The following is a 20,827-nucleotide window of genomic DNA, read 5'->3' on the forward strand; positions in this document are numbered from 1 at the left end:
CCTCCGGTGCGCCGTCGCGTCCTGCTGGCGACGATCTCGGCGGTCGCCGTCGCCGTGGTGCTGCTGGGTGTGCCGCTGGGGATCTTCGGCGCGCAGTACGTCGTCGCGACCGAGGAGCGGCGGCTCTCGGACCGGCTGGACACGTTCTCGCGCACGGTCGACCGCGCGGTCGAGCTGGGCGAGAGCCCCACGGAGTCCCAGCTCGAGCGGGCGGCCGCGGGGCGGGACGGTGACCTGCCGGCCCGGATCACGGTGAGCCTGCCCGACGGCGAGCAGCTCACCTACGGTGGCGAGCTGCGGGAACCCACCTTCTTCCTCGCGGTGCAGACCGCCCAGCGGGCGTCGGTGTCGTTCGAGGTGTCGGCCTGGGGTGCCTACATCAAGGCCGCCCAGATCGTCGCGCTCGTCGTGGTGGCAGGGGTGGTGGCCATCGCCGCCGGGGTGGCGATGGCGGTCTGGCAGGCGAACCGGCTCTCCGCGCCCCTGGTGTACCTCGCGGCCTCCGCGGAACAGCTCGGTTCCGGTCAGGTGCGCCCGAGCCTCGAACCCTCCGGCGTGGAGGAGATCGACCTGGTCGCGGCAGAGCTCGCCCGCAGCGCGGACCGGTTGGCAGGGCGCCTGGCCGCTGAACGACAGTTCGCGCAGGACGCCTCCCACCAGCTGCGCACCCCGTTGACGGCCCTGACCATGCGGCTCGAGGAGATCATGCTCACCAGCGGCGACGACGACGTGGTCGAGGAGGCGCGGGTGTCGCTGGAGCAGGTCGAACGGCTGGTGACCGTGGTCGACGACCTGCTCGCCACCTCCCGGCGCTCGACCGGTGGCACCACCGAGGCGGTCACGGTCCTCGACGTCGTGCACCAGCAGGAGGAGGAGTGGGCGGAGACGTTCCGCGCCGCGGGCCGTCGGCTCGCCGTCGACGTCCCCGAGGAGCACCGCGTCCTGGCCACCCCCGGGGCGCTGGCACAGGTCATCGCCACTCTGCTGGAGAATTCCCTGAAGTACGGCGACGGGACGACGACGGTCCGGTCCAAGCCGTCGGGTCCGAAGGGTGCGGTGGCGCTCGAGGTCTCGGACGAGGGCCCCGGGGTGCAGGACGAGATCGCGCCGCGGATCTTCGAGCGGGGGGCGACGACGGGAGGCAGCACCGGTCTCGGGCTCGCGCTGGCCCGGGACCTGGTCGCGGCCGACGGCGGACGTCTCGAGCTGGCACAGCGGCGGCCGCCGGTCTTCCGTATCTTCCTGGTCGGCGTCCCACGCACCCTCGACCCGAGCGTGGTGCTGCCACCGGGGACGACCATCTCGTCGCGCGGCCGGCGCCGCGGCTGGCTCCATCACCACGATGGCTGACCGAAGGTTGTGGGCGTGATTTCTGGTCCGTCTCGCCCGTTTCGAGGGGCGAGACGGACCAGAAATCACGCCCACAACACCGCGGTGCAGTGGAGTGGGCGGTCGACGGTCAGCTCGCTCCGCGGAACACGACCGTGCGGTACATCACGTAGCGGAACACGGTGCTCAGCACGAGCCCGATCCCGTTGGCGGCCACGTTGTCCGCGAGGGGCGAGTCCAGCCCGAGCACGTAGCGGGACACGGCCAGGCAACCTGCCGAGATGGCCAGCCCCCCGACGTTGACGGCTGCGAACTCCAGCAGCTCACGGGTACGACGGCGGGTGCGACGGGCCGCGAAGGTCCAGTACCGGTTGCCGACCCACGCCACGAGCGTCGCGACCGCCGCGGCGATGACCCGCACGGTGATCGGCTTGTGGGCGAGGACGTCGACCGGTCCGTGCAGCATGAGGTTGAACACCGCGAGGTCCACCACGAAGGCGACGGCCCCGACGGATCCGAAGCGCAGCAGCTCGCCTCGGCGCCCCCAGAGCCCGGAGACCAGGCGGCCTGCCCAGCCGCGGGCTGCGGGGGTGGCCGGGGCGGGGGCGCGGGACATGCGGGTCACCTTATCGGCCTGGCCGGTATCCTCGACGTCCGTGACGTCCCCTGCCAGTGCTCCAGTCCCTCCCGTGGTCGCCGTCGTCGGCGGTGGCCAGCTCGCGCGCATGATGGCGCCGGCCGCCGCCGAGCTCGGTGTGCACCTGCGGGTGCTCGTCGAGGACCCGACGACGGCGGCCGCGCAGGTCGTCGTCGACGCCCCGGTGGGCGCCGCGTCCGACGAGGAGGCGATCCGCGCACTGGTGACGCCCGGTGGCGCGAGCCCGGGTGCCGACGTGCTCACCTTCGAGCACGAGCACGTCCCGAACGCCCTGCTGGCGGCGCTGGTCGACGAGGGCACCCCGGTGCGGCCCGGTCCCGCCGCGCTGGTGCAGGCGCAGGACAAGATCGTGATGCGTCGCCGGCTCACCGAGCTCGGGATCCCCTGCCCCCGCTGGGCGGCCCTGCCCTCCGACCCGGACCAGGCGCGTGCCGCTCTCACGGAGTTCCTCCGGGCGACGCCGGGCGGCGAGGCGGTCGTCAAGACCGCCCGCGGCGGCTACGACGGCAAGGGCGTCCGGGTGGTCGCGGAGGCGACCGCGGCGGACGACTGGATCGACGCCCATCTCGCGGGCGGCCCCGAGCTCCTGGTCGAGGACAAGGTGCCGTTCACCCGAGAGCTGGCGGTGCTCGTGGCCCGGCGGCCCTCCGGCGAGGTCCGCACCTGGCCGGTGGTGGAGTCGGTCCAGCGAGACGGGGTGTGCGCCGAGGTGATCGCACCGGCGCCCGGTCTGGCACCGGAGCTGGCCGAGCAGGCCCGGGCCGTGGCGGTGCAGGTCGCGGAGGGTCTCGACGTCACGGGGGTGCTCGCCGTGGAGATGTTCGAGGTGCCGGAGCGTGACGGCCGAGGTTCCGGCCCGGCTGTGCTGGTCAACGAGCTCGCCATGCGACCGCACAACTCCGGGCACTGGACGATCGACGGGGCGGTGACCAGCCAGTTCGAGCAGCACCTGCGAGCGGTGCTGGACCTGCCGCTGGGGGGGACGGCACCGACGGCTCGGTGGACCGTCATGGCGAACGTCCTCGGCTCGACGCTCGAACGCCTCACGGACGCGCTGCCGGAGCTCGGCGCGCGCTTTCCCGAGGCGCGCGTCAACCTGTACGGCAAGGGCGTGCGCCCGGGCCGCAAGCTGGGCCACGTGAACGTGAGCGGTGAGGACCTGGACGAGGTCCGCCGTCGGGCCGTCGCAGCGGCAGCCCTGCTGCGCGGCGAGAGCATCGAGGAGAGCTGATGAACGACAACGCACCCGTCGTCGGGATCGTCATGGGGTCGGACTCGGACTGGCCGGTCATGCAGGCCGCGGCCGAGGCCCTCGACGAGCTGGGCGTGCCGAGCGAGGTGGACGTCGTCTCCGCGCACCGCATGCCGACCGAGATGATCGACTACGGCCGCCAGGCGGCCGACCGCGGGATCCGGGTGATCGTCGCCGGGGCCGGGGGAGCTGCGCACCTGCCCGGGATGCTGGCCGCCGTGACACCGCTGCCCGTCATCGGTGTCCCGGTGCCGCTCAAGCACCTGGACGGCATGGACTCGCTGCTGTCGATCGTCCAGATGCCGGCCGGCGTGCCCGTCGCCACGGTCTCGATCGGCGGGGCGCGCAACGCGGGCCTCCTGGCGGCGCAGATCCTCGGGGCCGGGGTCGACGCCGAGTCGCTCGCGCTGCGCGAGCGCATGGTGGCCTTCCAGGCGGAGCTGCGGGACGTCGCGCACGCCAAGGGCGAGCGGCTGCGTGCGAGCCGTCGCGGCGCCACCACCACGGGCTTCACCGCAGGGTAGCGCTCCCTCGGCGAGACCTGCTCGACCCTCCGAGAGCCCTCCTCGACGTCGCGGTCAGAGCCCGCCGACGGTCGAGCCGGGCTCGAGGTCGCCGTCGCGCACGTCGACCCAGAACTGGTCGGCGTCGTCGGCGAGGAGGACGGTCGACCCGACGCCGCCGCCGGGGTTGTACCCCGGGTTGGCGATCGGCGGGGTGCCGGTGACGCCCTCGGGCCCGGTCGCCGCCTTGAAGGCCAGCGCGAGGCGGCCGAGGTCGACCAGTCCCGTCTTCTCGTCCACGACCATGGCGTCCGTCCCGGCGCCCACGAGCTGGACCTGGTCGATCGGGTTCAGGAGCACGCTCGGCTTGACGACCGTGTCCGCGAGGGCGCCGATGACCTGCTGCTGGCGCTCCCCGCGACCGATGTCGCCCGTGGGGTCGGAGTACCGCATCCGGGAGAACGCGAGGGCGGTCGTGCCGTCGGCCTCGTGGCAGCCCGCCTCCCACTCCAGCTCGGACCTCTTGTCGGAGACGTCGTAGTCCAGGCACAGCTCCACGCCCCCGACGGCGTCGACGAGCTGCTCCAGGCTGCCGAAGCCCACCTCGGCGTAGTGGTCCACGGTCAAGCCGGTCAGCTGCTCCACCGACCTGACCAGCAGCGGCGCGCCGCCCCAGGCGTAGGCGGCGTTGATCTTGCTCATGCCCTCGCCGGGGATCTCCGCGTAGGTGTCCCGCGGGATCGAGATCAGGGCCGTGGGGCCGCTGCGGGGCTTGTGCAGCACCATGATCGTGTCCGTGCGGGCTCCGGAGGTGTCGTCGTCCACGCCTCCCGAGCCCCGGGCGTCGGAGCCGGCCAGCAGGTACGTCGTCCCGGCGGTGTTCTCCGCGTCCGAGAGGGCGTCGACGTGCTGGATCTGTCCGTTCGCCCACACGACGAGCCCGATCGGCCAGGCGAGCAGCAGCACCAGGACGAGGAGGGCCACCAGTCCGGCCACCCGGCCCTTGCGCAGACGGATGCCGCCGGACCCGCCGGTGGGCGTGGCCGGAGCGCCGCGGCGTCCGGCGCCCCCGCCGGATCCGTGCGCGGCGGCAGCGGCCGGGGCGGCCGCCGCCGGGCGCTGCCGGGCGGGCATCACGCGGGTGCCGTGGTCCGGGGCGGGCCGCGACGCCCCGGGGGCGGGCCTGGCGGCGCCGGGGGCGGGGCGGGCCGCGCCGGTGCGAGAGCTGCCGACGGCCGGCGCGTACGACTGCGGCGGGCGGGCCGGGGCGGCCGAGCGCCGCTGCGGCGGCGGGGTGACGGGGATCTCGCGGGACGACTGCCGGCGGACCCGGGGCTCCCGGGGCTCCATCGGCACGGCGTCGTCGCGGCGACCCACGCGGGCTCCGGCGGGGGGCGGCGGGGACGGCGGACCGCCGACGGAGATCGCGTCACCCGTCGGCTGCGGGCGCGATCCTCGGCCGCCGGACGGCGTGAAGCTCGGGGGGATGCGTCGTTCGTCGTTCATGCGATCACCCGCAGACCGAGGTGACGTCGGCGCCGGTGAAGGCCTCCGCGCCCGCCTCGCGAGTCTCGGCGGGTTCCGGGTCCGGCTCCGCCTCGGTGGTGTCGTCCGTCGCGGGCTCGTCCGCTGCCGGCTCGTCGGTCTCGTCCTGGGCCGGCTCGTCCTGGCCGTCGCCGTCGTCGCCGGACGTCCCGGAGCCCTCGCCGTCCTCGGCGGGCGCGTCGGCCTCGTCCTCGGGAGCCTCGTCCTCCACGATGACGTCGCTGAGGAGACGGTCGTGCTTCAGGTTGTCGAACACGGTCGCGGCTTCTTCCGTCAGGACGACGTTGTTCGGGTTCGACGGGTCGTACTGCCAGGGGACCGTCATGAAGGCGATGGTGTCAGGTCGCACCCCGCGGGCGCTGTACGCCAGCCCGGCGAGTCCCTGGATCGAGCCGAGGTTGCTGCTCATCGTCAGCGACCCGGTCACGGCGCCGAGGAACTGCAGGAGCTGCGGCGAGTCGGTGAGCAGGTTCTGGTCGAGCACGGTGCGCGACAGCGCGGCCATCAGCTCCTGCTGCCGTCCGATGCGCCCGATGTCCGACCCGTCGCCGAGGCCCTTGCCGGTGCGGGCACGGGCGTACTGCAGGGCGGTCTTGCCGTCGAGCGTCTGCACCCCGGCCTGGAGCACGAGGTTGTCGGCCTTGGGCGCGTCGATGTCGGTCGGGATGCACATCTCGACGCCGCCGAGCGCCTCGATCATGTTCTCGAACCCGGCGAAGTCCACGACGATGAACCCGTCCAGGAACACGTCGGAGATCGTCTCGACGGTCTTCATCGCGCACAGCGCCCCCGACTCGACGTCGCCACCGGTCATGATGCCCTGGGCGAACGCGGCGTTGAACTTCACGCCGTACATCGGTGAGGTCTCGCCGCCGGACGTCGTGGGGCAGGAGGGGACGTCGACCGTGGTGTCGCGCGGGATGGACATCAGCTCGATGCGTGACCGGTCCGCGGCGATGTGCAGCACCATCGTGGTGTCGGCGCGGGCACCGGACACCCCGTCGTTCACGACGTCGGCGTTGTCGCCGCCGCGGGAGTCCGAGCCCAGCAGCAGGATGTTCAGCGGCATCCCGGCGGACGGGTCCTCGGGGGCGACGACCTCCGGCCGGTCGGTCCCCAGAGCGGCGTCGGCGTCGACGGTCTGGATGTTGCCGGTCAGGGTGACCGCGGCCGTCGCGGCACCCACGCCGGCGAAGGCGACGACGGCGGTCGCCACCATCCCGACCGCACGCAGCACCGAGTGCCGTCGCAGGGTGCGGGCGTGCGCGGGCCCCCGGGACGGGACGTGCCGCGGCGCGACGTGGCGGGCAGGGGTGTGCTTCACGATAGGTGAGCATAGATGCCGCAGCCGTCCGCGCTGCGGTCTCCCCGGTCCGATGCCGTAGAGGTCCTGTGACGGTCAGAGCCGCGAGCCCTGGGGAAGCTCCTTCATGGTGCGGGCGAGGACCACGTGCACCCGCGGCATGGTGCCGCCGTTGACCTGGCGGGCTCGGGCGTTCGTCACGGGCCGCAGGACGCCGTCCCGCAGGATGTACACCTGGTCCTTGTTGCGCTGCCGCACCGCGACGACGCTGGGCCGTCCGGAGATCCGGGGCACGTTCGCCATGGTGACCTTGCCCCAGTTCTGGCCGGTGGAGGAGGCGCGGAGCCTGCCCGTCCCGTCGACCCGCACCAGCCCTCGTGTCGTCAGCAGGAACTGGCGGCCGTTGGACCTCTTGACGATGCCGGTCGTCGTGCGCACGTTCGGCATGCGGGCGACGCTCGCGCCGTCGAGGCGTTCGCGGTCGAGCTTCTGCAGCGGGGTGCGGTCGCGCATCGCCGACCCCAGGAACCCGTGCTTGCGACCGGCCACGACGAGCCGGTGGTTGCCGTTGTCGCGGTTGACCACGACCACGCCGGGACGCACGATCGGATTGCCGTGGCTCAGCTTCTTGATCGCGTTCGCGTGCAGGGTGACGACCTTGGTCTTCTTCTTCGCGCGCTCGAGCGACGCCATGTCGAACGCCTCGCGCTTCTTGCCGTTGACGACCCGGTAGAGCCGGCCGTCGGTGGTCTTGACGGTGCGCTGCAGACGGCCGCCCGGCACGAAGGCCTTCCACTGCGCGGACGTCACCTTCCTCGCGCCGCTGCACTTGCCCCCGAAGTCCTGCACCACGGAGCAGTGGGCGACGTGCTTGCGCCCCTTCTCGACCATCGCCAGGTTCCCGTTCGGGTTGACGACGAAGCTGCCGTCGGGGATGTTCCCCTGGATCTGCTGCGCCGCGGCCTTCTCCTGCGCCGCGGCGGCACGGCGGCGGATCTCACCCATCTTGGCGTACAGGGTGCGCCCGGGGCAGGCGGTCGCGGAGACGTCGCGGTGCCCGAAGATGCGCTGCACGCTGCGCCCGTTGATCGTCGTGCTGCCCGTCGCCGGCACCCCGTGCAGGGAGAGCTTCCAGGCGACGAGGCGGACGACGGCGCTGACCGCGGCGTTCGAGACGGTCGCGGTCTCGTAGTTGCCGAGCACCGAGATGCCGGTCGCGTTCGTGTTGTACCCGACGGCGTGCCCGCCGATGGTCTGCCGGTTCACGCCACCGGCGCGCCCCTCCCAGACCCGGCCGTACTTGTCGACGACGAAGTTGTACCCGATGTCGCCCCAGCCACGTGTCTGGGCGTGGTAGGCGTAGATGCCGCGGATGATGCCGGGGACCTGGGCCTGGGAGTAGGAGTTGGTGCCGGCGGTGTGGTGGATCGTCGCGCCGCGGATCGAGCCCTGGCGTGGGGTCCACGTCATGATCCGTTCGTCCGCGCCCCAGGCGGCCCGGCTGGAGATCGTGGGCCGGCTGGTCACGGCGGCCGCCGCGACCGAGGCGCCGGCAGGAGAGGTCTCGGCCGGGGGGACGGGGACGTCGTCGTCCGCGGCGGACGTCCCCGGGTCGACGACGGTGAGCTTGAGGTCACGGACCGGCTCGGGGCTCGTGATGCGCGCCTGCACGCGGGCGACGTCCCCGACGACGACGGGCTCGGTGCCGTCGAGCGTGCCGTCGGGGGACGGTTCGGCGTCGACCTCCTCCCAGGCACCCCAGCCGGTGTCACCGGCGTCGGGTGCGGACGGGTCGTCGGTGGTGCGCACCTCGATGACGAGCGCGTCCTCGGCGACGTCGCCGGACCAGGTGACCCCGACGACGGCGAACCCGCTCGCGTCGGCCGTGGCGACCAGCGGCGCGACGGCGCCCGGAGCGAGCAGGGGGGCGACCTCGTCGGGCTCGCTCGCGCCGACGGTTCCCTCGGCGGAGGCTGATGGGGCGGGGCCGTCCGGCTCGGGCGCGAACGTGGCCTCCTCGGCCTGCGGCGCGACGGGCCGGGCGTCGCCGGTGCTCAGGTCGTCGGCGGTGTCCTCGGCGACCTGCTCGTCCGTGGACCCTTCCGCGACGAGAGGGTCCGCCTGCGCGCCCGGCGGGACGACGAGGGCGAAGGTCAGCAGTCCGACGACGCCGGACGCGAACGCGGTACGGCCCCGGGCCAGAGTGGTACGTGTCACAGGTGGCACGCTACGACCGCCCGAGCAGTTGCGCAGGGCGACAACGGGCGGATCGCGACGCGGGCGGAATGTCGGATCCGTGCACCTCCGTCGACCGAGATTTCACCTGCCCGCCACCCGGGTTTCGTCTGGCTGCTCTGCCCGGGACGCCGGCCCTCCCTACACTCGCCAGCATGCGGATCTCCGTGATCGGTCTGGGTTACCTCGGTGCCGTGCACGCGGCGGCGCTCGCGGCGTCCGGGCACGAGGTCGTCGGCGTCGACGTCGATGCCGAGCGGGTCGCCTCGCTCGCCCTGGGCAAGGCGCCCTTCTACGAGCCCGGGTTCGACGACCTGCTCGCCGACGTCGTGCGCGACGGTCGGCTGCGGGTCGGCACGGACGTGAGCGAGGTGGCCGGGTGCGCCGTGCACTTCGTGTGCGTGGGCACACCGCAGGCCGCGGACTCGGCCGCGGCGGACCTGCGGTTCGTGGACGCGGCCGTGGACTCGCTGCTGCCGCACCTGGGGGCCGGTGACGTCGTCGTCGGCAAGTCGACGGTGCCGGTGGGCACCGCCGAGCGGCTGGCCGCCGTCGTCGGCGCCGCCGCACCGGAGGCCGTCCTGGTCTGGAACCCCGAGTTCCTGCGCGAGGGGCACGCGGTGGACGACACGCTGCACCCCGACCGGATCGTCTACGGGGTGCCGGCGGGTCCCGCGGGAGTGCGAGCCGCGGAACGGCTCGACGCGGTGTACGAGGCCGCCCTGTCCCGGGGGGTCCCCCGGATCCTCGCGGACTACCCGACGGCCGAGCTGGTCAAGGTGGCGGCGAACTCGTTCCTCGCCACGAAGATCTCGTTCATCAACGCCATGGCCGAGCTGTGCGAGGTGGCCGGCGGCGACGTGACGCAGCTGGCGGACGCGATCGGCCACGACGCGCGGATCGGGCGGTCGTTCCTCAATGCCGGTCTCGGGTTCGGCGGAGGCTGCCTGCCGAAGGACATCCGGGCGTTCACCGCCCGTGCGGACGAGCTCGGTGCGGGGGAGGCCGTCGCGTTCCTCGGCGAGGTGGACCGCATCAACAACCGCCGTCGGGAACGGATGGTCGAGCTGGCGACCGAGGTGCTGGGCGGGTCCGTGTCAGGGCGGCGGGTGGCGGTGCTGGGCGCGGCGTTCAAGCCCGAGAGCGACGACGTGCGCGACTCGCCGGCGCTCGACGTCGCGGCGCGTCTCGGAGAGGCCGGTGCCGACGTGATCGTCACGGACCCGCGAGCGGTCCCCACGGCCAGGGTGCGCCAGCCGCGGCTGGCCTTCACCGAGGACCTCGAGGTGGCGCTCGCCGGCGCGGACGTCGTCCTCGTCCTGACCGAGTGGCGACAGTTCCGCGACCTCGACCCGGTGCGTGCGGGGGAGCTGGTCGCCCGCCGCACGGTGCTCGACGGCCGCCATGCTCTCGACCGCACGGCGTGGGAGTCGGCAGGCTGGCGCTACCGCGCGCTGGGCCGGGCCTGACCGGTCCTCACGACCGCGTGACCTGCTCGGTGGCGAGCAGGCGTTCGAACCGGGCCGGGTCAGCGCTGAGCTCCCGGGTGGTGGCGGCGGACGTGAGCACCACGGAGCCGCCGCCGGCCCACGTCCCGAGGGTCTCGCCGAGCACCGTGGCGACCCCTCGGTCGCCACGGACCAGGGTGCGGCCGCTGCCCGCCTCGCCCGTGCCGACTGCGCCGCTCGTGGCACCCGGCAGCGCGGTGAGCGCGGGCGGGTTGCCGGCCACGGGGTCGAAGCCGATGACGTCGCCGTAGGTCATGACGGCCGCGGCGGCGTCGATCGCCCCGGGCGGGAGCTCGCCGTCGAAGCGTCGCGCCAGCGCGGGCAGGGCGACGGCGACGAGGTCGGCCGTCGTGGCGGTCCAGGTCCCGGGCCGGGACGTGACGACGACGTCGGCGCCGTCGGTCGGGGCCGCGGGGCTGCCGGGCACGGCCGGGTCGCCGAAGGTGACCGTCGCCCCGCAGCGCGCCGCGGACAGCGCCCACACGGTCTGGCGCCAGCCGACGGGCAGGTCGACGACGACGTGGGTGCCGGGACCGGCGTCGAACTCCTCGACGAGGAGGTTGACCGTCTTGGCGACCCAGTTGCCGAGCACCGCGCCGGAGAGCTCGATGCGCTCGCCGTCGTCGCCGTACCAGGTCAGGGCCGGTCGGCCGGCGGTGGCGACGAAGTCGTCGAGGAGGGCGGTCACGGTGCCGGGTGCGGTGCTCACGCCGCCAGCCTACGAGCAGCCGGCAGCCTCAGGGGGACCTCAAGTCGACCTCAGACAGTTGTGAACACGCGGTGCAGTTTGGCGACTTAGCACATTTCGGCTTGACGCCCTGGAAAGACACGCGTGTAATTCCAGGTATGCAGTTTCCGACAGAACGGCATGGAGGGGCACGCCATGTGGAACTTGCTCGACGGGGGCGAGGTCTTCCCGTCTGATGTGACGAGCGAGCCGGACCGGGTAGCACCGGTCCTGCCGCTGTTCGGGCAGGAGGTCGTCGAGGACGACGAGACCCTGCTGGGGTGGCAGGAACGAGCTCTGTGCGCCCAGACCGACCCGGAGGCCTTCTTCCCGGAGAAGGGCGGGTCCACGCGCGAGGCCAAGAAGGTCTGCGCCTCCTGCGAGGTCCGGTCCGAGTGTCTGGACTACGCCCTCGAGAACGACGAGCGCTTCGGGATCTGGGGCGGGCTGTCGGAAAGGGAGCGACGCAAGCTCAAGCGGCGCGCCGTCTGACGGATATCCCACGCGGTCCGCCTCCGGCGCCGCATCATGGCGGACAGGATGACTGCTCCGCACCTGACCCAGGAACCTCTGCACGGCGGGGACGCGCCACCCGGCGCGACCCCGGGGCCGCTGCCGTCCCCGCCCGGGAGCGGCCGCGTCGCGGTCACCGTCACGACGGTGGTCGTCACCCAGGGCCGCACGCCCTACCTGCAGGCGACGCTCGACGCCGTCGCCGCGCAGGATCGCGCGCCCGAGGAGGTCGTCGTCGTCGACGTCGACACCACGGCATCGACGGCGGGCCACACCGACCTGCGCATGGGCGGGCGCCGGTTCGTCGGCGGTGCCGGTGCCCGTACCCTCGGCGAGGCGGTCGACCGCGCCCTCGCCGTGACGGACCTGCCGCCGACCACGTGGCTGTGGATCCTGCACGACGACTCCATCCCCGCACCCGACGCCCTCGGCCGGCTGCTGCGGGCCGTGGAGCACTCCGCCGCGGTCGCCGTCGCCGGCTGCAAGCAACGCCGGTGGCGGGCCGCCGAGGACGGCCACGCCACCGCACCCGACCCGGACCGGCCGGGACTGCTCGTGGAGGTCGGCTACACCGTCTCGCCGCTGGGTCGGCGGATGACGGGGGTCGACGACAGCGAGATCGACCAGGGTCAGCACGACGCGAACGAGGACGTGCTGGCCGTCGGGCTCGCCGGAGCCCTCGTGCGCCGCAGCGTCTGGACCGCTCTGGGCGGCACCGACCCGGAGCTCGGCCGGTTCGGCGACAGCCTCGACCTCTGCCGCCGTGCCCGCCTCGCCGGACACCGGGTGATCGTGGTGCCCGGCGCCGTCGTGCACCACGTCCAGGCCTCGCTGCACGGGCTGCGGGGTCACCGGGCGCACGGTGGGACCGAGTCCTCCGCGTACGCCCGACGGCGCAGCCAGCTGTACGCCCGGCTCGTCACGGTGCCGCTCGGGCTGCTGCCGGTGGCCGTGGTCGCGATGCTCGTCTGGGCGCCGTTCGCCGCGGCGTACCGCCTGGCGCTCAAGCGTCCGGCGCGCGCCCGCGACGAGGTCGTCGCGCCCCTGGTGACGGTCCTGCGGGTCGTGCCGTGGGTCCGAGGACGACGCCGGGCCGCGCGTACCCGCACGCAGCCGCGTCGGGTGCTGCGTCCGCTGCAGGGGAGCTGGCGGCGAGTCGTCGCCGAGCGACGCGACGCCCGCCTCGCCCGCGCCGAGGTGCACCGTGCCGTGCGACAGCCGACCGACCTGGAACGCATCGAGCTGCGACACCTCGCTCGCCGCCGGCGCACCGCGCTGCTCGGCGTCCTGACGGTCACCGTCGCGGTCGCGGCCGCAGCCTTCGGGTCCTGGCAGGGCCTGCTGGCCGACGGCGGCCGGATCGTCGGTGGCGCGCTGCTGCCCGCGCCCGCCGGTCTCGGTGAGACGGCCGTGGCGGCGACGTCGGGATGGGTGCGCGACGGCCTGGGCACCGGCGCCCCGGCCGACCCGGTGCTGCTGGTGCTCACCGCGCTGGCCGCCCTGGCCGGCGGGAGCGCCCAGACGGCCGTGAACACGCTCGTGGTGGCCGCCGTGCCCGTCGCGGCGCTCGGTGGGTGGTTCGCCGCGGGTGTCGTGACGCGGTCGGTCTGGGCCCGGGCTGCCGGAGCGCTCGTCTGGGCGGCCGCGCCCACGTCCGTCGAGAGCCTCGGGTCCGGACGCACCAGTGCGCTGATCGCCCACCTGACGCTGCCGTGGGTGCTGGTCGCCGTGACGCGGGCCGTCGGTGCGCAGGCCCGCGACGCGGCCTCGCCGGCCGCGCCGCACCGAGGGTCCCTCGGTGCCGCCGCCGCCGCCGGGCTGCTCCTGGCCGTCGCGGTCTGCGCGGCGCCGGTCCTGCTGCCGGTCGCGGTGGTCGCCGTCCTGGGCGGGCTCGTCGTGGCCTGGCGTCAGTGGCGGCGCCTCGTGCTCGTGCTCGTGCCGGCCGTCGTCGCCCCGCTGCCGTTCTGGTGGCACGCCGTGGCGACGTGGTCCGACGGCGGTTGGCGACTGCTGCTCGCGGAGCCGGGCGTCCCGGTGGCCACCGCGTCGCCGCACGGCCTCATGCTGCTGCTGGGCCGGCCGACGGACCCGGACCCGTGGCTGTCGGGGACGATCCCGGCCGACGGTCCGGCAGGGGTCCTGCTCGGCGCGGGTCCGTGGCTGCTCGGGGCCGGTGTGCTCGTGCTCGCGACCGCCGGGCTGCTCGTGCGACGCCGCCTGGTGGCGTCACGGGCGGGGATCGCGTTGGCGGTCCTGGGCCTGGGGGCGGCGCTGCTCGCCGCCGGGACCACCGTCGCGTCCGGGCGTGCTGCCGACGGCGCCGTCACCGCGGTGCACGGCTGGCCGGGCGCGGGACTGTCGGTCCTCCTGCTGGGACTGGGTGTCGCGGCGCTGGCGGCGACACCCGAGCCCGGGTCGGGACGCCCGCGACGCATCGCGGTCGGCGCGCTCGCCGCCGTGGCGCTGCTCGTCCCGGTCGCGGGACTGGCCGCCTGGTGGCAGGACGACGCGCGAGGCGAGTCCGTGGCAGGCCTGCGGGTGACGGACGCCGCCGTCGTCCCCGCCGTCGGGCAGCAGATGCAGGCCGATCCCCGGGCGGCCCGCGTGCTCCAGCTCGACCGGGCCGACGGCGTCGTCGACTACGCGCTGCTGCACGCCGACGGCACCAGCCTGCTCGACTCCTCGGTCGTGGTGCGGGCCCGGGACGCCGGCCTCGTCCCCGGTCCGCGCCGTGACGACGTCGCCGCGCTGGACGAGCTCGTCGCGCAGGTCGCCGTCGGCCGGGCACCGGACCTCGCCGCCCGCCTGGGCACGATGGGCATCGGGGCGGTCCAGCTCCCGCGCGGCGGGGACGCCGAGCTCGCCACCACGCTCGACCTGGTGCCGGGACTGACCCGCGTGACCGAGGGTGGAGTGCCCCTGTGGCGCGTCGACCTCGAGGACGGGCCGCCCCCGGGCTGGGCCACCGTCCTCGAGGCTGCTCCCGAGGACGGAGCCAGCGGCGTACCGGTGCAGACGCTCGCCGCGGACGGCGTTCGTGTCGTCGACGTCGTCGACGAGGGCGAGGAGGCCAGGGTGCTCGTGCTCGCCGAGACGGCCGGTCCCGGATGGCGTGCCGGCCTGGACGGACGCCGGCTGACGGCGCTCGAGGTGGACGGCCGGCAGGCGTTCGAGCTCGGGGCGGCCGCAGGCCGTGTGGAGGTGTCCTACGACGCCTCGTCCAGGCCACCGTGGTTCGCGCTGGCCGGGTTCGTGCTGGTCGTCTACACGCTGCTCGCGCTGCCGGTCGGCCGACGGAGGTCCCGATGAGCCGCCTCAGGAACGCCGGACGGACCGCGCTCGCGACCGTCTCGGGACTCGCCGTCGTCGGCGTGCTCGGGGTGACCGCGGCGGTCGGTGACCAGTGGGTCGGGCGCTGGACGGGAGCGAGCCAGGCGGCCCTCGACGCCGGCACCCGGGAGATGCCCGTCGAGCCTGCCGAGCTGCCGTCCGTCTGCCCCGGCCCGGTGGCGCTCCCCGCCGGTGCGGACGTCGGCGACCAGCAGTTCAGCGCGGCACCCGTGCAGACCTCGACCACGCTCGCCGCGGCCGTCGACGGTGCGACCCGGGCCCCCGGTCTGACCGGTCTCGACGGCTCGGACGCCGGTGCGCTGACCGAGGGGCCGGAGGCGGACGTGTCCGTCGGGCCGACGGACGACGTCCGGGTCCTGCGCGTCCAACCGTCCGCGGCCGACCCGCTGCGGGGCTCCGCCGCGGTCGCGTCGGTGACGACGGCCGGAGACCTGCGCGGGCTCGCCGCCGCCTCCTGCACGACGCCCAGCACGTCGCACTGGCTGGTCGGCGGCAGCAGCCGGGTCGGCTCCAGCGCCCTGCTGGCCGTGCAGAACCCCAGCAGCCGCCCCGCGTCCGTGGCGCTGGAGGTCTTCGGGCCGTCCGGCCCGGTCGCGGTGGGCGGCCAGGCCGCCTTCACCGTCGCGCCGGGCGAGGAGGTCGTCACCCGTCTCGACTCGCTCGCGCCCGAGCAGCGGCGTCTCGGGGTGCACGTGCAGGCCAGGGGCGCCCGCGTGACGGCATCGTTGCAGAGCCAGGAGATCGACGGGCTGGTCGCCGCGGGGACGGACCTGGTCGAGCCGGGCGGGGTGCCCGCGTCCTCCTTCGCCGTGACGGGTGTCGTCAGCCGCGGCGAGCCGGCGGACGACGAGCACGCGGCAGCGCTGTGGCTGCTGGCCCCGCAGGAGGCCGGCACCGCGCACGTCAGCGTCTACGGCCCGGAGGGTCGGGTGACGCTGCGTGGCGCGGAGGAGGTCCCGCTCGCGGCGGGCGCCGTCACCGGGGTACCGCTCGGCGGCCTGGAGGCCGGCACCTACGCGGTGGTCGTGGACGCCGACGTCCCCGTGACCGGCGCGGCACGGTTCGCCGTCCCGGGGGAGCTTCCCGACGACGACGTCGTCGACGGCACCCCCTACGACGTCGCGTGGAGCGCCGCACGGGCGGTCGCAGCCCCCCAGGAACCGGCGTCGGGCCAGGTGGCGCTGCCACGGGGGGCCGACGGCGCGACCGTCGTCCTCGCGGGCGTCCCCGCGGTGCGCGACCCCGACGTGGCGCCCGACGGCGAGGTCGTGGCGACGGTCCGTGGGCTGGACGCCGAGGGCGCGGTCGCCGGCGAGCGGGAGGTCCGGGTCCCCGTGGGCGGGAGCGTCGAGGTACCGGCCGAGGACGTCGGGGCGTCGACGGCGGTCGTGGTCGACGCCGCGGCCGGCCCGGGATCGCTCGCCTGGTCGGTGCGGCTCACGACGGCCGACGCCGCAGAGACCCCCGGCGCACTGGTCGCCACGCTCGACCCGACGCCGACGCTCGTCGCACCCGGCGGGGTCGAGGTCCGGCGCGTCGACGCCTGGTGACGCGCCGGACGACCTGCTCGGCCGACCCGCTCAGCGCCGCCCGAACCCGGGGTCGATCTCCTCCGGCGTGCGCGCCAGGAGGTGTGCCACCTGCTCCACGACGACGTCGTGCACCAGGACCGCGAGGTCCTCGCCGTCGAGGCTGCGCGACTCGACGGGTCGCCGGTACACGACGATCCGCGCGGGCTGCCCCGACTCGGCAGGGAAGAGCCTGCCCAGCAGGACGCCGCCGGACTCCCACGGTGCCGGGTCCGACGGCGGTACGTCCTCGACGGCGAGCTCGGTGCCACCCACCGCGGGCCAGGAACGCTCCACCCGGGCCAGGGCGTCCAGGACGAGGTCGTCGAACCGCTCGGCCCGTGTGCGGTACCCGGGCGAGCCCGGGGGCAGCAGCGGGCCGCGGATCCCGCGCCCCCGGCGGTCCCGCCGACGACGCGCCTCCGGCGCGGGCGCCGTCTCGACGTGCCGGTCGCCGCCCGCAGGGCTCAGGTCGGAGCTGCTCACCGTCCGAGGGTATCCGTGACCGGCGCGCCTGGACGGGGAGGGCGCAGCGGGCGCGTATCCTCCCTGCGTGAGATCGACCAGGCAGTGCTCGCGCACGGCATGCACGGAGGCTGCTGTGGCGACCCTCACCTACGTCTACGCGGACTCCACCGCGGTGCTCGGCCCCCTCGCCCAGCACGCGGAACCGCACAGCTACGACCTGTGCTCCGTGCACGCCGAGCGACTGACCGCTCCGCGCGGGTGGGAGGTCGTCCGCCTGCAGCCGGAGTTCGCGGTCCCGCCGCCGTCGAAGGACGACCTCTCGGCGCTGGCCGAGGCGGTGCGCGAGGCGGGACGGGCGCGTCCCGAGGTCACACCGTCCTCCGGTGAGCCGGACACGGTCACCGAGACCGCGCGCCGGGGTCATCTGCGCGTGCTGCGCGCCGAGTCCGACTGACCGTCACGGCACCCACGCGCACACGAGGTGCCCCGCACCGGTGGCGTGCAGCGGACCGGCGTCGTGCGGCACGAAGGCCGAGGACCCCTGGGGCAGGACGGCCGGTTCCGCGGCACTCTCCGCGCACAGGGTGACACGACCCCCCAGGCAGAGCACGACGCGCGGCCCGACGGCCGGCAGCACGACCTCCTGGCCCGGGCCCACGTCCGCGGTCGTCAGGGCGAACTCCGTGACCGGCGCGCGGTACGTGTGCACCGTGCCGTCCGGCCCGGACACCGTGCGCTCCGGCGCCACGGGTGGGCGCGGGACGAACGACGCGCACTCGAGCAGCGCGTCGCTGTCGACCCGCTTGGTCGTCAACCCGGCGCGCAGGACGTTGTCGCTCGACGCCATCACCTCGACCGCCAGGCCCGACAGGTAGGCGTGCACCTCGCCCGGCGGGAGGAACAGCCCCTCGCCCGGGTCGAGCGTGACCCGGTTGAGCAGCAACGAGGCGAGGGCACCGGGGTCGCCCGGGTGCTGGGCGGCCAGCGCCAGGACGGTCGCGTCGGCCCGGGCCGACGGCGAGGAGGCCAACCGGTCCCGGACGGCGTCGACGGTGGCGGCCACCTCCTCGGCGCACCGGTCCGTCCCGCGTGCCGCCAGGAGGTGCGTGAAGGCTGCCCGGATGCCCCGCGGCGAGCGGTCGGCCTCCAGCGCGCCGCGGACCCGCTGGATCAACGGGCCGTCGAGACCGGCGAGCAGCTCCAGCACGGTCCGCGCCGTGCGGAACCCGGCCAGCCCTTCGAACTCGGTCAGGGCGACGACCATCTCGGGCTTGTGCTGGTCGTCGTGGAAGGACCGGTCGGGCGAGCCCGGTGCGACGCCGAGCCGGTTCTCCCGGTTGAAGCCGGCCCGGGCGAGGTGCGGCCGGGGGTGCACCTGCAGGGAGAGCGCGCGGTCGGCGGCCAGGACCTTGAGGAGGAACGGGAGCCGGGGGCCGAAGAGGTCCGAGACCCGTCGGCCGAGCATCGCCTCCGGCGCCGACCGGACGAGCTCGTGCAGCGGGACGCCGTCGGCGCGGCTCGGGGCGCTCGGGTGCGCACCCAGCCACAGCTCGGCGACGGGGCCGCCGTCCGCGGGCGATCCCAGCAGCGCCGGGATGCGCGTCGGGGAGCCCCAGTCGTAGCGCCGCAACGGGTTCTCCAGAGGGTGCAACGCGGTCACGGAGCCAGCCAACCACAGCAGCGCGGCGCGTCCAGGCAGGCGTCTCGTGTTCACCCGCAGGTCGCCTCCCGGCCACCGGCCGGGGCTAGCGTTCGTCGGACGTGCCGAGACGCTCGGCTTCCGGACGTGAGGAGTGGTCGTGGCGGAGTCCGCGCGCGCCGTCGACCGGCCCCTCACCGGCGGGCCGCGGCACATCGTCGAGCTGCACGGGCTGCGCGGCCTGGCCCTGCTGCTCGTCGTCGTCTTCCACCTGTTCGGCGACGGCCGGGTCTCCGGCGGGGTCGACGTCTTCCTGATGGTCTCAGGGTTCCTCGTGACGACCGCGCTGGTGCGGCGGGCGGGCAGCGGGCGGCTGTCCCTGCGCGAGCGCTACGGCAGCTACGCCACGCGGCTCGTCCCTCCTGCGCTGGTGGTGCTGGTCTTCGTGGCGATCGCGGCCCGGACGGTGCTCCCTGCGGAGCAGGCGCTGCAGACCGGCCGAGAGATCGTGGCCTCGGCGCTGTACGTCGAGAACTGGGAGCTCATCGTCTCGCAGCTCACCTACGACGCGGCGGGAGCGGCGACGAGCCCCGTCCAGCACTTCTGGTCGCTGGCGGTCCAGGGCCAGTTCTTCCTCGTCTGGCCGGCCGTCGTCGTCGCGCTCGCGATGCTCGCCCGTCGACGCTCGCTGCGCCTCGAGCTCCTCGTGGCCCTCGTGGCGGGGGCAGGCACCGTGGCCTCGTTCCTGTGGGCTGCCCAGATGGTCGACAGAGACCAGCAGGTGGCCTACTTCCACTCGGCCGCCAGGTTCTGGGAGCTCGGTGCCGGTGCCCTGCTGGCGGTCGCCCTGCCGTACCTCGCGCTGCGCGGACCGGTGCGGGACGCGCTGGCGTGGGTCGGGCTGGTGATGGTGGTCGCCTCGGGCCTCCTCGTCGACGGCGCGACGCAGTACCCGGGCCCGTGGGCCCTCGTGCCCGTCGGTGGGGCCGTCCTCGTCGTCGTCGGCTCCGGCAGCGCGACCGGCCGCGGGCCGTCCATGGTGCTCGGGGCAGCGCCACTGAGGGGTGTCGCCCGGATCTCCTACTCGTTGTACCTGTGGCACTGGCCGTTGCTGATCACCTACCTCGCGCTGCGTCAGCGGGACGCCGTCGGCTGGCGGGGGGCCGTGCTGGTGCTCGTCGCCTCGGTGCTGCTCGCCTGGGCGACGCACGGTCTCGTGGAGGAGCGTGGCAGAGCGCTGCTGGTCCGTCGCGGGACCGGGCGCGGGGGACTGACGGCAGCGGTCGCCACGTCCGTCCTGTGCCTGGTGGTCGGTGGAGCCGTGGCCGTGGTGGAGTCCCGCCAGAGCGCACACCTCGACCTGCTCGCCGAGCCGTCCCGCGACCACCCCGGCGCAGCGGTGCTGGCAGCGGGCTACACCGGGCCCGGCACGTGGACGGCGGCGCCGCGTCCGCAGCCGGAGATCGCGAGCCGGGACGCGGCGCAGAGCAACGTCGACGGGTGCGCCGTGGACTCCGGTCCCGCAGAGGCCGAGGTCCGGGTGTGCCCGGTCGTCGAGCCGGCCCGCGCGACCCGCACCGTGGTCCTGCTCGGCGCCTCGCACGTCGTCCAGTACGAGCCCGCCTTCGAGATGCTCGGTGCGGCGCACGGCTGGCGCGTGCTGACGGTCTCCAAGTCGGGGTGCCACTTCCAGCGGCCCGACGACGGCACGGAGGCCAGCTGTGCGACGTGGAACCGGGGTGCGCTCGACCGCGTCGTCGCGCTCGAACCCGACCTGGTGGTCGTCCTCGGGGCGGTCACGCGACGCGACGGCCCGGACCGGGTCCTGCCAGGGCACGTGGAGGCATGGCGAGACCTGGAGGCCGCCGGTCTGCGGGTGGCCACGCTGCGCGACAACCCGCGGTTCGAACGGTCCCCGACGATGTGCCTGCGGGACGACGGCCCGGACGCATCCTGCGGGAGGAGCCGCGACGAGGTGCTCGCTCCGCGCAACCCGGCGGAGCACGCCGACGGTGTCCCGGCGACGGTGGCCCACGTCGACCTGACGCGCTGGATCTGCGACGGCGCGCAGTGCCCTGCGGTCGTCGGCAACGTGCTCGTCTACCGGGACAAGGGCCATCTCTCGGCGACGTACGTCCGGTCGCTCGCGCCCTACCTCGACGAGCAGCTGCGCCGCGAGGTGCCGTGGCTCCACGCCGCCGGTGAGCAGGCCGTCGCACCGTAGGCTG

At 74.8% G+C, this 20,827-nt stretch carries 16 protein-coding genes; 9 read left to right on the top strand and 7 right to left on the bottom strand.

The window, feature by feature from the left end; all coding sequences use genetic code 11:
• The first annotated feature begins 6 nt into the window (after positions 1-6).
• A complete protein-coding gene (locus HDG69_RS10570) occupies positions 7-1,350 on the top strand; it encodes an ATP-binding protein (RefSeq protein WP_171783732.1) in 1,344 nt (447 codons plus the stop codon).
• Positions 1,351-1,459: 109 nt separating this feature from the next.
• On the opposite strand, the gene HDG69_RS10575 is transcribed toward HDG69_RS10570, so the two are convergent.
• Positions 1,460-1,945, bottom strand: coding sequence for a GtrA family protein (locus tag HDG69_RS10575; RefSeq protein ID WP_171783733.1), 486 nt, complete (start codon positions 1,943-1,945; stop codon positions 1,460-1,462).
• A 73-nt stretch (positions 1,946-2,018) separates the two neighbouring features.
• Between HDG69_RS10575 and HDG69_RS10580 the strand changes: the two genes are divergently transcribed.
• Entirely contained in the window at positions 2,019-3,218 is a 1,200-nt protein-coding gene (locus HDG69_RS10580) for a 5-(carboxyamino)imidazole ribonucleotide synthase (RefSeq protein WP_425484022.1), read from the top strand.
• Positions 3,218-3,763 (top strand): 5-(carboxyamino)imidazole ribonucleotide mutase, encoded by a 546-nt coding sequence (gene purE, locus HDG69_RS10585; protein ID WP_171783735.1) that lies wholly within the window; start codon positions 3,218-3,220, stop codon positions 3,761-3,763. The genes HDG69_RS10580 and purE overlap by 1 nt, the downstream gene beginning before the upstream one ends.
• Positions 3,764-3,817: 54 nt before the next feature.
• Here purE and HDG69_RS10590 read toward each other — a convergent pair whose 3' ends face one another.
• The 3 genes from HDG69_RS10590 to HDG69_RS19595 form a co-directional block, all read right to left on the bottom strand.
• Positions 3,818-5,248, bottom strand: coding sequence for an LCP family protein (locus HDG69_RS10590; RefSeq protein WP_171783736.1), 1,431 nt, complete (start codon positions 5,246-5,248; stop codon positions 3,818-3,820).
• Between the two features lie 4 nt (positions 5,249-5,252).
• Entirely contained in the window at positions 5,253-6,611 is a 1,359-nt protein-coding gene (locus HDG69_RS10595; RefSeq protein ID WP_343036380.1) for an LCP family protein, read from the bottom strand.
• Between the two features lie 75 nt (positions 6,612-6,686).
• The gene (locus tag HDG69_RS19595) at positions 6,687-8,807 is read right to left on the bottom strand and encodes an N-acetylmuramoyl-L-alanine amidase (RefSeq protein ID WP_171783737.1); all 2,121 of its coding nucleotides are present in this window, start codon (positions 8,805-8,807) and stop codon (positions 6,687-6,689) included.
• 173 nt (positions 8,808-8,980) lie between these two features.
• Here HDG69_RS19595 and HDG69_RS10605 point away from each other — a divergent pair, with 173 nt between their 5' ends.
• Positions 8,981-10,294, top strand: coding sequence for a UDP-glucose dehydrogenase family protein (locus HDG69_RS10605; RefSeq protein ID WP_171783738.1), 1,314 nt, complete (start codon positions 8,981-8,983; stop codon positions 10,292-10,294).
• A 7-nt stretch (positions 10,295-10,301) separates the two neighbouring features.
• Here HDG69_RS10605 and HDG69_RS10610 read toward each other — a convergent pair whose 3' ends face one another.
• On the bottom strand, positions 10,302-11,042 hold the full coding sequence (locus tag HDG69_RS10610) for a TIGR03089 family protein (protein WP_343036381.1): 741 nt from the start codon (positions 11,040-11,042) through the stop codon (positions 10,302-10,304).
• 174 nt (positions 11,043-11,216) lie between these two features.
• Here HDG69_RS10610 and HDG69_RS19395 point away from each other — a divergent pair, with 174 nt between their 5' ends.
• The 3 genes from HDG69_RS19395 to HDG69_RS10625 are packed head-to-tail and all read left to right on the top strand — an operon-like array spanning position 11,217 to position 16,474.
• Complete coding sequence (locus tag HDG69_RS19395) at positions 11,217-11,552, top strand: WhiB family transcriptional regulator (protein WP_281360166.1); 336 nt, start codon at positions 11,217-11,219, stop codon at positions 11,550-11,552.
• Between the two features lie 48 nt (positions 11,553-11,600).
• Positions 11,601-14,882 carry a glycosyltransferase family 2 protein gene (locus HDG69_RS10620; RefSeq protein ID WP_171783739.1) on the top strand — a complete coding sequence of 1,094 codons (3,282 nt, stop codon included), beginning with the start codon at positions 11,601-11,603 and terminating at the stop codon, positions 14,880-14,882.
• Positions 14,879-16,474 carry a DUF5719 family protein gene (locus HDG69_RS10625; protein ID WP_171783740.1) on the top strand — a complete coding sequence of 532 codons (1,596 nt, stop codon included), beginning with the start codon at positions 14,879-14,881 and terminating at the stop codon, positions 16,472-16,474. The genes HDG69_RS10620 and HDG69_RS10625 overlap by 4 nt, the downstream gene beginning before the upstream one ends.
• Positions 16,475-16,504: 30 nt before the next feature.
• Here the strand turns inward: HDG69_RS10625 and HDG69_RS10630 are convergent, their stop codons facing one another.
• Positions 16,505-16,978 (bottom strand): metallopeptidase family protein, encoded by a 474-nt coding sequence (locus tag HDG69_RS10630; RefSeq protein ID WP_425484023.1) that lies wholly within the window; start codon positions 16,976-16,978, stop codon positions 16,505-16,507.
• Positions 16,979-17,045: 67 nt separating this feature from the next.
• Here HDG69_RS10630 and HDG69_RS10635 point away from each other — a divergent pair, with 67 nt between their 5' ends.
• A complete protein-coding gene (locus tag HDG69_RS10635) occupies positions 17,046-17,414 on the top strand; it encodes a DUF3499 family protein (RefSeq protein WP_171783741.1) in 369 nt (122 codons plus the stop codon).
• A gap of 3 nt (positions 17,415-17,417) precedes the next feature.
• Here HDG69_RS10635 and manA read toward each other — a convergent pair whose 3' ends face one another.
• Positions 17,418-18,620 (bottom strand): mannose-6-phosphate isomerase, class I, encoded by a 1,203-nt coding sequence (gene manA / locus HDG69_RS10640; protein ID WP_343036383.1) that lies wholly within the window; start codon positions 18,618-18,620, stop codon positions 17,418-17,420.
• A gap of 139 nt (positions 18,621-18,759) precedes the next feature.
• Here manA and HDG69_RS10645 point away from each other — a divergent pair, with 139 nt between their 5' ends.
• On the top strand, positions 18,760-20,823 hold the full coding sequence (locus HDG69_RS10645) for an SGNH hydrolase domain-containing protein (protein WP_171783743.1): 2,064 nt from the start codon (positions 18,760-18,762) through the stop codon (positions 20,821-20,823).
• Positions 20,824-20,827: the final 4 nt, after the last annotated feature.

Source organism: Isoptericola halotolerans (assembly GCF_013149785.1).
In the GTDB taxonomy this organism is placed as follows: domain Bacteria; phylum Actinomycetota; class Actinomycetes; order Actinomycetales; family Cellulomonadaceae; genus Isoptericola; species Isoptericola halotolerans.